We start from the raw sequence: 12,957 nt of genomic DNA on the forward strand, positions 1-12,957 counted from the left end.
TCACCCTTTGGTCACGATCGGCCGATGGGCAGTGACCGTGCCGCGCACTGGTTCTTATCGTGCTGCAACGGTGTGTCGGTTCGGGGCGCGTTTGGCACATCACGGTTATGGGTGGAAGTCGGCCCAAACGGTCGCTCCAACCCAGTGCTAGGAGGGCACGTGTCGATGAGGAGATCAAAGGCTGTCTCGGCGCTTGCGCTGTTGACCGGAGCCGCGCTCGTGCTGAGCGCGTGCGGCGGCGGCGGCTCGGGCAGCGGCGATCAAGGCGGGCCGCAGGACCTCGACCCCGGCGCGATCGGTGGTCAGGACGAGCTGTTGAAGCGTCCGAAGGTGGAGGACATCGGCGAGGTCGCGATCGCCGTCGAAGAGGGCTTCAGCAACTACAACAACAACATCGGCGCGACGAACAACTTCGCGAGCACCATCGCGCTGTCGAACGTGCAGCCCTCGCCGTACATCACCGAGCTGGTCGACGGCAAGGTCATCATCAAGATCGACGGTGACCTGATGGAGTCCATCAAGGTGACGTCGAGCGACCCGCAGGCGATCGAGTGGAAGGTCCAGAAGGCCGCCGTCTGGTCCGACGGCGAAGCCATCGACTGCGACGACTTCCACCTCAAGTGGCTGGCCGCGACGAGCAAGGCCACCGTCAAGGGCGAAGACGGCACGGAAGCTTCGATCTTCGACTCGTCCGACACGGGCTACAAGGACATCGAGAAGCTCGAGTGCTCCGACGACGGCAAGACCATCACCACCACGTTCTTCAAGGACAAGGCGTTCGCGGACTACCGCGCCCTGTTCTCGCAGCCCGGTAGCGACAGCCTGCTGCCGGCGCACATCCTGGAGCAGAAGACCGGCGTCGCGGACATCACCAAGATCTCGCCCGCGCAGAACGACGACACGGTCAAGAAGATCGCCGAGTTCTACACGACCGGCTGGCGGGGCTTCGACCCGGCGGTCGCGCTGTCCGGCGGTCCGTACGTCATCACCTCGGCCGACCTCAAGGACCAGACGGTCCTGGAGCGCAACCCGAAGTGGTGGGGCAACCCCGGTGGCCCGTCCAAGGTCATCCTGAAGACGAACACGGACGCCCAGTCTGCCGCTCAGCAGCTGCAGAACAAGGAAGTCCAGGTCATCGCCCCGCAGGCGGACGCCGCCGTGGCGCAGCAGCTGCGCGGTGACAGCGCGTTCAACGTCTTCGCGGCCGGTGGCCAGACGTACGAGCACGTCGACTTCAACATGGCGCTGCCCCTGTTCAAGGAGAACAAGGACCTGCGCACGGCGATCGCCCAGTGCTTCGACCGCGACGGCCTGGTCGAGAAGCTCGTGGCGGACGTGGACCCGAACGCCAAGCCGCTGGGCAGCCTGACGTTCATGCCGAACGAGGTCGGCTACGAGGACCACTACAGCGACACCGGCAAGGGTGACGTCGCGGCGGCCAAGAAGACCCTCGAGGACGGCGGCTGGAAGCAGGGCGCCGACGGCATCTACACCAAGGGCGAGTTCCGCGCGTCCTTCAAGCTCGGCCACAAGATCGTCCAGCGCCGTGCGGACACCGTCCGCATCCTGCAGGACAAGTGCAAGCAGGCCGGCATCGAGATCGTCGACGACCAGGCGGCCGACTTCAACGACAAGCGCCTCCCGGCCAGCGAGTTCGAAGCCGCGCTGTTCGCGTGGGTCGGCCAGCCGCTGAAGGCCGGCGCGTACGGCAACTACGCCCAGAAGGACAAGGGCGGCACGGCCAACTACAACAACTACGACTCCGCCGCGTTGACGGAGAAGTGGGCGGCCGCGAACAGCGAGCTGGACTACCAGAAGCGCATCACCATGATGAACGACGCGGACAAGATCATGCGGGACGACCTGCACAGTGTCCCGCTGTTCCAGCTGACCGACTTCGCGGCGTCGAGCGCGGACATCGGGCCGATCTCGTACATCGGTGTCGGCGGTGGCGTGACCTGGAACCTGTACGCCTGGCAGAAGAAGTAGTAACCGCCGGGCTCGGTGAGCCCAGCTGGAAAAGCACGACCCAACCGCCGGGGGGCCGGTGCCACAAGCACCGGCCCCCCGGAGGGTGTCCGCGTCCGGTAGGCTCCCACGCTTGCACGCGGGGGTGCCTAGGGAGACTAGAGACTCGTCATGTTCCGTTACATAATCCGGCGGTTGTTGATCTCGATTCCGCTGTTGATCGTCGCCTCATTCCTCTGCTTCGGTCTGGTCAACGCCATGGGTGATCCCCTGGGCGAGTGGAAGCTCCAGAAGGCCCGGACACCGGCGGAAATCGCTGCCGCGTACGAGCGGACGGGCTACAACAAGCCGTTCATGGAGCGCTACGTAAACTGGGCCGGCGACTTCGTCACCGGTGACTGGGGCGAGTCCGTCGTCCCCGGCAACGCGGGCAAGCCGGTCAAGGACGAGCTGCTCAAGGCCTTCGGCGTCACGCTGCGGCTGATCCTGGGCGCGGAGTTGATCGCGTTGCTGCTCGGCATCGCCGTCGGTGTCATCGGCGCGGTCAGACAGTATTCGATATTCGACTACACGGCGACCGGAATATCGTTCGCCATGTTCTCGATGCCCTTGTTCTGCGTCGCCCTGGTGCTCAAGGCCGGTGGTATCGAGCTGAACAACTGGCTGGAGTCCATCGGGGCCGACCGGTGGATCATCACGGCGGGTCCGCCAGGCGACGGGTTCGGCGGCAGCTTCGGCCAGCAGGTGTTCCAGTACAGCGGCGCGTACATCCTGCCCACCATTTCGCTGGTGGTCATCCAGTTTGCGCTCTACAGCCGTTTCCAGCGCGCCTCGATGCTGGAGACGCTCAACGCCGACTACGTCCGCACGGCGCAGGCGAAGGGCATTTCGGAGGCGCGGTCGATCTTCCGGCACGCGTTCCGCAACGCGCTCATCCCGATCATCACGGTCTCCTCGCTCAACATCGGCGCCGGGTTCGGCGGCGCGGTGATCACCGAAACGGTCTTCAGCTGGTCCGGAATGGGCAAGTTCATCGTCGAGGCCATCACGAAGATCGAGCCGTACCAGGTGCTCGGCTTCATGATGCTCACGGCCGTGTTCATCATCGTGTTCAACCTGATCGCGGACATCCTGTACGCCTTCCTGGACCCGAGGATTCGCCTTGACTGAGATCGGTTCCCCCGTGGCGCAGGCGCCCGCGCCCCAGTCGGGCGGCGAGGTGAGCACGTTCGACGCGACCACGGCGCGCAAGCAGTGGCAGGTGGTCCTGCGCCGGTTCACCCGGCACAAGGCCGCCCTGGTCGGCTCGGTCCTGTTCGCGATCCTGGTGCTGTTCGCCTTCTTCGGCGGCGTGTTCTGGAAGTACCCGTACACGGACCTCGGCTTCAAGCGGTACCTGCCGCCCAGCGCCGACCACCCGTTCGGCACGGACCGGCTGGGCGGCGACATGGTCGCCCTGATCATCCGCGGCACGCAGTTCTCGCTCCAGATCGCGATCGTGGTGGCGGTGCTGTCCACCGTCATCGGCGTGGTCCTGGGCGCGCTGGCCGGCTACATGAAGGGCTGGGTCGACACCCTGATCAGCCGCTTCATCGACCTGCTGCTGGTGATCCCCAGCCTGATCATCGCGGCCGTGCTGGTGCGCAACAGCTTCGTGGTGGCGGTGGCGGGCGGCAGCGGCGGCAGCAACTGGCTGATCGTCGCGCTCTACCTGGGCCTGATCGGCTGGCTGTCGATCGCCCGGGTGATCCGCGGCATGGTGCTGTCGCTGCGCGAGAAGGAGTTCGTGGAGGCGGCCCGCGCGCTGGGCGCGTCCACGTTCCGCATCGTGTTCCGGCACATCCTGCCCAACACCGTGGACGTGATCATCGTGAACGCCACGCTGGCGATCGCGCAGGCCGTGCTGCTGGAGGCCGCGCTGTCGTTCATCGGCCTCGGCGTGCAGAGCCCGGACACGTCGCTCGGCCTGATGATCAGCCTGAACAAGAACGAACTGACGCTGCACCCGTGGCTGTTCCTCACCCCGTTCGTGTTCATCGTGCTGATCTCACTCGCGGTGAACTTCATCGGCGACGGTCTCCGGGACGCCTTCGACCCGCGGCAGAGGAGGGTGAAGGCATGAGCGAGGTGGACGTGACCGCCGCCGGAGGTGGCAACCAGATGACGGCCCTGACCGAGTCGATCTTCGACAACACCGTCGGCGGCGAGAAGCTGCTCCGGGTCGAGAACCTGTCGGTCGACTTCCCGACCGACGACGGCACCGTGCACGCGGTGCGGGACGTGTCGTTCACCCTCGGCCCCGGCGAGGTGCTGGGCATCGTGGGCGAGTCGGGTTCCGGCAAGTCCGTGTCGTCGATGGCGATCATGGGCCTGCTGCCCAAGACCGCGAAGATCGGCGGGTCGATCAAGTTCAAGGACCGCGAGCTCGTCGGCCTGAACTACAAGCAGATGCAGCCGGTCCGCGGCAACGGCGTCTCGATGATCTTCCAGGATCCGATGACCTCGATGAACCCGGTGTACACGGTGGGCTGGCAGCTCGCCGAGGCGCACCGGGCGCACCACGACGTGTCGAAGAAGGCCGCCTGGGCCAAGGCCGTCGAGGCGCTGGAACTCGTCGGCATCCCGCAGCCGGACCGCCGCGCCTCGCAGTACCCGCACGAGTTCTCCGGCGGCATGCGGCAGCGCGCGATGATCGCGATGGCGATCATCAACGACCCGGACGTGATCATCGCGGACGAGCCGACCACGGCGCTGGACGTGACCGTGCAGGCGCAGATCCTGGACACGCTGCTGCGCATCCGGGACGAGACGAGCGCGGGCATCATGGTCATCACGCACGACCTGGGCGTGGTGGCGGGCATGGTGGACCGCGTGCAGGTCATGTACGGCGGCACGGTCGTCGAGCAGGGCACCGTGGACGAGGTCTTCGAGGCGCAGCGGATGCCGTACACCGTCGGCCTGCTGGGCTCGATCCCGAACCCGAACCTGCTGGGCAAGCGGCTCACCCCGATCAAGGGCGCGCCCCCGTCGCTGATGAACCTGCCGCAGGGCTGCTCGTTCTCGCCCCGCTGCCCGTTGGCGATCGACGAGTGCCGCGAGACCGAGCCGCTGCTGCTGGAGACCGACCGGGCAGGCCACTTCGCGCGGTGCCACCGCTCCGCGCACCTGGCGACCATCGAGAACCCGCAGCGGCTGTTCGCCCACGACGAGATCGGCGTGGTCGAGAACCCCGCGTCGCTGACCATGGCGAACCCGGACATCCCGGTGAGCGAGGACCTCGACGTGGTCGAAGCTCGGTTGCACGAAGAGGAGAAGCCGACCTCATGACCTCGACAGACATCAACCCCCAGGCCGGTGGCCTCGCCTCGGGCGGACGTCCGGGCGAGACCCCGCTGCTGGAGGTCAAGGACCTGGTCAAGTCGTTCCCGGTGCGCGGCGGCGGCATCATCCCGCGCACCGTGGGGCAGGTCCAGGCGGTGTCCGGGGTGAGCTTCGACCTCTACCCGGGCGAGACGCTGGGCCTGGTCGGCGAGTCCGGCTGCGGCAAGTCCACCACCGGTCGGGCGATCCTCCAGCTGCACAAGCCGACGTCCGGCTCGGTGAAGTTCGAGGGCCGCGAGCTCACCAAGCTGCGCGGCAAGGGCCTGCGCGGCGTGCGGCGGGACATGCAGATCGTGTTCCAGGACCCGTACGCGTCGCTGAACCCGCGCTGGCAGATCAACGAGCTGATCTCCGAGCCGTTCAAGATCCACGGCCTGCCGCCGGACGCGGGCGGCGACGTGCAGCACCGGGTCAACGAGCTCATGGAGCTGGTGGGCCTGAACCCGGAGCACCGCAACCGGTACGCGCACGAGTTCTCCGGCGGCCAGCGCCAGCGCATCGGCATCGCCCGGGCGCTCGCGCTGAACCCGAAGCTCGTGGTGCTGGACGAGCCGGTGTCCGCGCTGGACGTGTCGGTGCAGGCCGGTGTGGTGAACCTGCTGGAGGAGCTGCAGGAACGCCTGGGCCTGGCGTACCTGTTCGTGGCGCACGACCTGTCGGTCGTGCGGCACATCTCCGACCGGGTCGCCGTGATGTACCTCGGCAAGATCATCGAGATCGGCGAGCGGGAGGACATCTACGCCCGGCCGATGCACCCGTACACGCAGGCGCTGCTGTCCGCGGTGCCCGTGCCGAACCCGAAGGTGGAGCGCCGGCGTCAGCGGATCGTGCTCACCGGTGACGTGCCCTCGCCGGTGAACCCGCCGTCGGGCTGCCGCTTCCGCACCCGGTGCTGGAAGGCGCAGGACATCTGCGCCGTCGAGGAGCCCAAGCTGGAACGCCGCGGCGACGGCAGCGGCACGCTCTCGGCGTGCCACTTCGCCGAAGTGGTCCCGGCGCTGGTGGGGTGAGTTCCGGAATCGGTCCCCCGCGGCCTCGCGGGGGACCGAGCCGCCGGCTGCGGAACAGCGGCCACCCCACACCGATTAGTCTCTTCCGGTGACGCTCACCGCTCCACCACGGTTGCTGCTGGTACACGCACATCCCGACGACGAAAGCCTGTGGACGGGCGGCACGATCGCCCGCTACTCCGCGCTGGGCGTGCACGTCACCGTGGTCACCTGCACCCTCGGCGAGGAGGGCGAGATCATCCCGCCGGCGCTCCAGGAGCTGACCGCGGACGCCGCCGACCAGCTCGGCGGGTACCGGGTCGCGGAACTGAGGTCGGCCTGCGCGGCCCTCGGCGTGACCGACCACCGGTTCCTCGGCGGCATCGGCCGCTGGCGGGACTCCGGGATGGCCGGCGTCGAGGCGAACAGCCACCCGCGCGCCTTCGTCAACGGCTCGGCCGACGAGCAGGCCGCCGCCCTGTCGGAGATCATCGCGTCGGTGAAGCCGCAGGTCGTCGTCACCTACGACGCGTTCGGCGGCTACGGGCACCCCGACCACATCCGGGCGCACGAGATCACCACGGCCGCGGCGACGGACGTGGACCGCGTCTTCCACGCCGTGACGTCCCGCGCCGCGACCGAGGCGGGCGCGGCGGCGCTGGCCGAGGTCGGCGACCTGCCGTGGCGGCTGCCCGCCGAGGACGAGCTGGTGGTCACCGACGACGCCGCGATCACCACCACGATCGACATCTCCGAGCACCTGGTCGCGAAGCTGCGGGCGTTGCGCGCCCACTCCACGCAGATCAGCGTGTGGCAGGACGGCTCGGGCCGGGCCGCCTACGCGCTGTCCAACGGCATCGCGCAGCCCGTCGCGCAGGCCGAGTACTACGTGCTGGCCAAGGGTCCCGCGGCGGGCGCGGAGACAGACCTGTTCGGGGGGCTCGATTGACCGATCGCCTCGCTCTTGTCGGGATCGCGGTCGCGGCGTTCGTGCTCGCGGTGCTGGAGCTGTTCTTCCTGCCCGTGCGGCTGGACGGCACCCTGCTCCCGCGCGTGGACGACCTGCCGTTCCCGATCACGGTGGTGCTCGCGATCGTGACCACGCCGATGCTGGTCGTCGCCGCCTCGTGGCACGGGCGCCGCACGCTGTCCGTGGTGTCGCCGCTGCTGGTGTGGACCGGCACGTTGCTGCTGTTCGGCCTGTTCGGACCGGGAGGGGACGTGGTACTCCTCAACGACTGGCGCACCCTGGTGCTGTTCGCCGGGGGCGCGCTGCCGGGCGCCATCGCGGTGGGCGCGCACATGGGGAGGACCGCCGGTGCCGGAGACGATCACTGACCGGGACGTGGTGCGGGCGCTGCGCCCGTTCGTGCGGGCGACCGGACCGCTGCTGGACACCCTGCGCGACGCGAACCTGCTGGGGCTGCGCGACCGCGAGGCCGAACGCGACGCCGACCGCAAGCTCGTGGACAAGCTCTGGGACCGGCTGGCCGCCGTGAAGGTGCCGGGCACGGCCGCGTGGACGCGGATGGACGTGCTCCAGCGCGACGAGTTCTGGCTCAACCGGGTCGGCCGCCTCGTGTCGCTGGTCGCCGCGCTGCCCGGGATCGGCGGCGTGCTCGCCGACCGGCTGCCCGTCCAGTCGGCGCTCGGCGCGGCCGGGCAGGGGCTGCTGCTGTCGGCCATCGCGGGCGAGCACGGGTTCACCTCGACCGAGGACCGCGTGCGGCTGCTCGCGCACGTGCTGTTCCAGCGGGAGGTCGACGGGCTGCCGGTCGACCGGCAGCCCGGCGAGACGAGCACCGAGGACGAGCAGACCGCGGCGCTCACCGAGGAGCTGCGGCAGCGGTCCACGTTCCGGGCGATCGGCGCGACCATCTGGAAGCTCGCCAAGGTCCTCTGGAAGCTGGAGGACGAGCTGGACAAGCGCCCGCAGGGCCGGCTGCACCACCAGGCGCTGGGCATGCTGCCCGTGGTCGGCGTGGTGGGCGACTACTTCGGCGAGCGCTCGGCGTTGAAACGGGTCCGCAAGGCCGCCTACGCGTGGTTCGACACCCAGTAGCGGTAGCGGTGGTGCTCGACGCAGCCCAACGACTCGTAGAGCGTGATCGCGGGCTTGTTGTGCTCGGCCACCTGCAACGCGCACGTCGTCGCACCCCGGTCGACGCCCCACGCGGCCAGACCGCCCATCAGCCGCCGCGCCAGGCCGAGCCGGCGCGCCTCGGGGCGCACGGCGAGCCGTGCCACGTGCAGCAGGTCGCCGACGACGGCGCCGCGCACGGCGGCCAGCACCCGGCCGTCCCGGACGACCGCGCCGAAACCGACCTGCCCGCCCGACGCGAGCACGTGCCGCTGCGCGGGGGTGGGGTCGGGCCGGGCGACGAGCTCCCACCATCCGGGAGACGGGAAGTCCGAAATGTCCACCTCGGCTTCCTTCGGGGTGGCGAACCCAGCCGGCCTGCCGGTCATCACCAGCGACTCCGCACCACCCGGGTGATCCACATCGACCCGCCACCCGGCGGCCGCGACCCCGGCCTCGGCGGGCGCGCCGATCACCACGTGGGCGGTCGGCCCGATGCCGTTGGCGGTCGCGAAGTCGATCACCTCGGCGAGCGCGTCGACCACCGGCATCCCGGGATCGCCCGTGGTCAAGGCGCTGTTGGCCCGTCCGGTGAACCCGCCCGCGGCCCGCAGCCGCCACTGCCCGAGCGGCCGGTCGACCAGCGCCGGCCACGCGTCGGCGCACCGCTGCTCCAAGTCGGTGACGTGCTGCACCCCCGCATCGTGCACCGCCCCGGTGGACGTGGGTCTGTGAGGTGGAGCACGGTGCGGTTAAGGCAAGCCTGGGCGTTGGACAATCGACTCCGCCGCGTACTCTCCGGCTTGCGCGGTGTGGACCAGAACAAGAGCAGGAGAGCGCAGTGACCTATGTGATCGCCCAGCCGTGCGTGGACGTGCTCGACAAGGCGTGCATCGAAGAGTGCCCCGTCGACTGCATCTACGAAGGCGACCGGATGCTCTACATCCACCCGGACGAGTGCGTCGACTGCGGTGCTTGCGAGCCGGTGTGCCCCGTCGAGGCCATCTACTACGAGGACGACGTCCCCGACGAGTGGAAGGAGTACACGAAGGCGAACGTGGACTTCTTCGACGAGCTGGGCTCACCCGGTGGCGCCTCCAAGGTCGGCAAGGTCAGCGCCGACCCCGCGGTCATCAAGGCACTCCCCCCGCAGGCGTCGCACGAGTGACCTCCGGCACCTCGCGGAGGCTCCCGGACTTCCCCTGGGACTCGCTGGCCGACCACGCCGCCAAAGCGCGCACGCACCCCGGCGGCGTGGTCGACCTGTCCATCGGCACCCCGGTGGACCCGGTCCCGGAACTGATCCGGCACGCCCTCGGCTCCGTCGCCGACGAACCCGGCTACCCGACCACGCACGGCACGCCGGCGTTGCGCGAGGCGGTCGTGGGCGCGTTGGCGCGGCGGCACGGCGTGACGGGGCTCGACCCGGCGGCGGTCCTGCCGACCATCGGGTCGAAGGAGCTGGTGGCGTGGCTGCCGACGTTGCTGGGCCTGGGGCCGGGCGACGTGGTGGCCATCCCGGCGCTGTCGTACCCGACCTACGAGGTGGGCGCGCGGCTGGCGGGCGCCACCCCGGTGCGGCTGGCCGACGGCGAGCCGCCCCCGCCCGGCACGTCGCTGGTGTGGCTGAACTCGCCGTCCAACCCGACCGGCCGGGTGCTGTCCGACGAGCAGCTAGCGCGGGCCGTGGCCGACGCGCGAGCCGTCGGGGCAGTCGTCGCGTCCGACGAGTGCTACCTGGCGCTGGCGTGGGACGCGCAGCCGGTGTCCGTGCTGCTGCCGTCGGTCAACGGCGGCTCGCTGGACGGGGTGCTGGCCGTGCACTCGCTGTCCAAGTCGTCCAGCCTCGCCGGGTACCGGGCCGGGTTCGTGACGGGCGACCCGGCGCTGGTGGCATCGCTGCTCGAGGTGCGCAAGCACGCGGGCATGATCATGCCCCGGCCGGTGCAGGCGGCGATGACGGCGGCGTTGAACGACGACGCGCACGTCGCCGAGCAGCGCGAGCGGTACCGGGCGCGGCGGGCCGTGCTGCTGCCGGCGCTGACCGCGGCGGGCTTCACCGTGGACCACTCGGAGGCCGGCCTGTACCTGTGGTCGACCCGGGACGGCGAGAACGCGTGGGACACCGTCGGCTGGCTCGCCGAGCGCGGCATCCTGGCCGCTCCGGGCACGTTCTACGGCCCGACGGGTGACCGGCACGTCCGCATCGCCCTGACCGCCACCGACTCGGCCATCGCCACCGCCACCACCCGCCTCACCCCCTGACCCCCGCGTGTCCTACGTCTAGAACGCGCGTGTCCTACGTTCGGAACACCCGAGTTGAACGCTCAGAACAGTGGATCTTGTCCTGAATGTTCAACTCGGGGTACCGGAACGTAGGACACGCGCGTTCGGAACGTAGGACACGCGCGTTCGGAACGTAGGACACGCGCGTTCGGAACGTAGGACACGCGCGGGGTCAGTCGTTGGCGTGCAGGGCGGCGTTCAGCTCGATGCCCTGGCCCTCGCGGGAGCGGACCTTGACGACGCCGGTGGTCGAGTCGCGCAGGAACAGCAGGTTCGACATGCCGGACAGCCGGCCCGCCTTGACGACGGCGCCGTCCTCGCCGGTGACCTTCGTCCCCGCGGTGATGTAGAGGCCGGCCTCCACGACGCAGTCGTCGCCCAACGAGATGCCCACGCCGCCGTTCGCGCCGATCAGGCAGCGCTCGCCGACCGAGATGACCTGCTTGCCGCCACCGGACAACGTGCCCATGATCGACGCGCCGCCGCCCACGTCCGAGCCGTCGCCGACGACGACACCGGCCGAGATGCGGCCCTCCACCATCGACGTGCCCAGCGTGCCGGCGTTGAAGTTCACGAAACCCTCGTGCATCACGGTCGTGCCGGACGCCAGGTGCGCGCCCATCCGCACCCGGTCCGCGTCCGCGATCCGCACCCCGCTGGGCACGACGTAGTCCACCATCCGCGGGAACTTGTCGACCCCGTGCACGGTCACCGGGCCACGTGCGCGCAGCCGCAGCCGGGTCTGCTCGAACCCCTCCACCGCGCACGGCCCGTAGTTCGTCCACACCACGTTGTTGAGCAGCCCGAACAGTCCGTCCAGGTTCGCGCCGTGCGGCCGCACGAGCCGCGACGACAGCAGGTGCAGCCGCAGCCACACGTCGTAGGTCGAGGTGGGCGCGTCGGCCAGCGAGCCGATGCCGACCCGGACGCCGATGACCTCGACGTCGCGCTCGGCGTCCGCGCCGAGCTGCTTGGCGGCGGCCTCACCGAGCTCGACCGACACCTCCGCGGACGACAGCAGCGCCACACCGGGCTCCGCGGTCCCGAGCGACGGCGACGGGAACCACGTGTCCAGCACAGCGCCGGTAGGGGTGACGGTGGCGAGTCCGACGCCGTACGCGCCGGTGGGGTTTGCGGTGCTCACGGGTGCCAACGGTAACGTGCGCCGAGTGGCCGACACCTTGCACCTCGCCGCCGATCCCGTCGAGCTGACCGCCGCGCTGGTCGACACGCCCAGCGTCTCCGAAGACGAAGCCCGCATCGCCGACCTCGTCGAACGGTCCCTCAGGGACCAGACGGCCCTGGAGGTCACGAGGTCCGGCAACGCCGTGCTGGCCCGCACGAACCTCGGTCGCCCGACCCGGGTCGTGCTCGCCGGCCACCTCGACACCGTGCCGATCAACGACAACCTGCCGTCGCGCCTGGAGGACGGTGTCCTGCACGGCTGCGGCACCGTCGACATGAAGGGCGGCGACGCGGTGATGCTGCACCTCGCCGCGACGGTCGCCGACCCGCGCCACGACCTGACGTTCATCTTCTACGACTGCGAGGAGATCGACGCCGTCCGCAACGGCCTCGGCCGCATCGAGCGCGAGCTGCCGGAGTGGCTGCGCGGGGACCTGGCGATCGTGTGCGAGCCGTCCAACGGCGTGATCGAGGCGGGCTGCCAGGGCACGATCCGCGTCGAGGTCCGGACGAAGGGCGTCCGCGCCCACACCGCGCGCGGCTGGATGGGCGTGAACGCGATCCACGCCGTCGGCGAGGTCCTGCGCCGCCTGGAGGCCTACGAGCCGCGGCAGGTCGAGATCGACGGCTGCCGGTACCGCGAGGGCCTGCAGGCGGTGAAGATCGGCGGCGGCGTCGCGGGCAACGTGGTGCCGGACGAGGCGGTGCTCACCGTCAACCACCGCTTCGCCCCCGACCGCACCCCGGAGCAGGCCGAGCAGCACCTGCGGGAGGTGTTCGAGGGCTACGACGTCACGGTCACCGATAGCTCGCCGGGCGCGCTGCCCGGTCTCGCCTCGCCGACCACCCGCGAGCTCGTCGCCGCCGCCGGCGGCGTCCCCGTCGCCAAGCTCGGCTGGACGGACGTGGCCCGCTTCGCCGCCCTGGGCATGCCGGCGGTGAACTTCGGACCGGGGGACCCGACGCTGGCGCACACCCGGCAGGAGCACGTCCCGGTGCACCAGATCCGGCGGTGCGCCGACGTGCTGCGCCGCTTCCTCGGTCACGACCAGGCGCGCGGCTAGACTC

13 protein-coding genes are annotated in these 12,957 nt (G+C 70.0%); 11 read left to right on the forward strand and 2 right to left on the reverse strand.

Annotated elements, in window-relative coordinates; translation table 11 throughout:
* Positions 1 to 165: 165 nt before the first annotated feature.
* From IOD16_RS01170 to IOD16_RS01205, 8 genes are all read left to right on the forward strand, one after another.
* A complete protein-coding gene (locus tag IOD16_RS01170; protein ID WP_201438559.1) occupies positions 166 to 1,989 on the forward strand; it encodes an ABC transporter family substrate-binding protein in 1,824 nt (607 codons plus the stop codon).
* A gap of 150 nt (positions 1,990 to 2,139) precedes the next feature.
* Positions 2,140 to 3,138 (forward strand): ABC transporter permease, encoded by a 999-nt coding sequence (locus tag IOD16_RS01175; protein ID WP_123744080.1) that lies wholly within the window; start codon positions 2,140 to 2,142, stop codon positions 3,136 to 3,138.
* Positions 3,131 to 4,090, forward strand: a complete 960-nt coding sequence (locus IOD16_RS01180) for an ABC transporter permease (RefSeq protein WP_123744079.1) — start codon at positions 3,131 to 3,133, stop codon at positions 4,088 to 4,090. The genes IOD16_RS01175 and IOD16_RS01180 overlap by 8 nt, the downstream gene beginning before the upstream one ends.
* Before the next feature lie 38 nt (positions 4,091 to 4,128).
* On the forward strand, positions 4,129 to 5,295 hold the full coding sequence (locus IOD16_RS01185; protein ID WP_201441138.1) for an ABC transporter ATP-binding protein: 1,167 nt from the start codon (positions 4,129 to 4,131) through the stop codon (positions 5,293 to 5,295).
* Positions 5,292 to 6,359: an ABC transporter ATP-binding protein gene (locus tag IOD16_RS01190; protein ID WP_236594674.1), complete on the forward strand. Its 1,068-nt coding sequence runs from the start codon at positions 5,292 to 5,294 to the stop codon at positions 6,357 to 6,359. Before IOD16_RS01185 ends, IOD16_RS01190 begins: the two co-directional genes overlap by 4 nt.
* A gap of 88 nt (positions 6,360 to 6,447) precedes the next feature.
* Entirely contained in the window at positions 6,448 to 7,287 is an 840-nt protein-coding gene (gene mshB, locus IOD16_RS01195) for an N-acetyl-1-D-myo-inositol-2-amino-2-deoxy-alpha-D-glucopyranoside deacetylase (protein ID WP_123744077.1), read from the forward strand.
* On the forward strand, positions 7,284 to 7,676 hold the full coding sequence (locus IOD16_RS01200) for a hypothetical protein (protein WP_123744076.1): 393 nt from the start codon (positions 7,284 to 7,286) through the stop codon (positions 7,674 to 7,676). Before mshB ends, IOD16_RS01200 begins: the two co-directional genes overlap by 4 nt.
* Complete coding sequence (locus tag IOD16_RS01205) at positions 7,657 to 8,400, forward strand: hypothetical protein (RefSeq protein WP_201438560.1); 744 nt, start codon at positions 7,657 to 7,659, stop codon at positions 8,398 to 8,400. The genes IOD16_RS01200 and IOD16_RS01205 overlap by 20 nt, the downstream gene beginning before the upstream one ends.
* Here IOD16_RS01205 and IOD16_RS01210 read toward each other — a convergent pair.
* On the reverse strand, positions 8,376 to 9,113 hold the full coding sequence (locus IOD16_RS01210; RefSeq protein ID WP_201438561.1) for a GNAT family N-acetyltransferase: 738 nt from the start codon (positions 9,111 to 9,113) through the stop codon (positions 8,376 to 8,378). The two genes, IOD16_RS01205 and IOD16_RS01210, sit on opposite strands and share 25 nt — an antisense overlap.
* Positions 9,114 to 9,259: 146 nt before the next feature.
* Between IOD16_RS01210 and fdxA the strand changes: the two genes are divergently transcribed.
* Together fdxA and dapC are read left to right on the forward strand one after the other, a co-directional pair.
* Positions 9,260 to 9,586: a ferredoxin gene (gene fdxA, locus IOD16_RS01215; RefSeq protein WP_123744073.1), complete on the forward strand. Its 327-nt coding sequence runs from the start codon at positions 9,260 to 9,262 to the stop codon at positions 9,584 to 9,586.
* Positions 9,583 to 10,683: a succinyldiaminopimelate transaminase gene (gene dapC, locus IOD16_RS01220; protein WP_201438562.1), complete on the forward strand. Its 1,101-nt coding sequence runs from the start codon at positions 9,583 to 9,585 to the stop codon at positions 10,681 to 10,683. Before fdxA ends, dapC begins: the two co-directional genes overlap by 4 nt.
* A 193-nt stretch (positions 10,684 to 10,876) precedes the next feature.
* Here the strand turns inward: dapC and dapD are convergent, their stop codons facing one another.
* Positions 10,877 to 11,848 carry a 2,3,4,5-tetrahydropyridine-2,6-dicarboxylate N-succinyltransferase gene (gene dapD / locus IOD16_RS01225; RefSeq protein ID WP_236594675.1) on the reverse strand — a complete coding sequence of 324 codons (972 nt, stop codon included), beginning with the start codon at positions 11,846 to 11,848 and terminating at the stop codon, positions 10,877 to 10,879.
* A 25-nt stretch (positions 11,849 to 11,873) separates the two neighbouring features.
* Between dapD and dapE the strand changes: the two genes are divergently transcribed.
* Positions 11,874 to 12,953: a succinyl-diaminopimelate desuccinylase gene (dapE, locus tag IOD16_RS01230; protein ID WP_123744070.1), complete on the forward strand. Its 1,080-nt coding sequence runs from the start codon at positions 11,874 to 11,876 to the stop codon at positions 12,951 to 12,953.
* Positions 12,954 to 12,957: the final 4 nt, after the last annotated feature.

Origin of the sequence: Saccharothrix sp. 6-C (genome assembly GCF_016695385.1) — a bacterium.
Classification (GTDB): domain Bacteria; phylum Actinomycetota; class Actinomycetes; order Mycobacteriales; family Pseudonocardiaceae; genus Actinosynnema; species Actinosynnema texasense.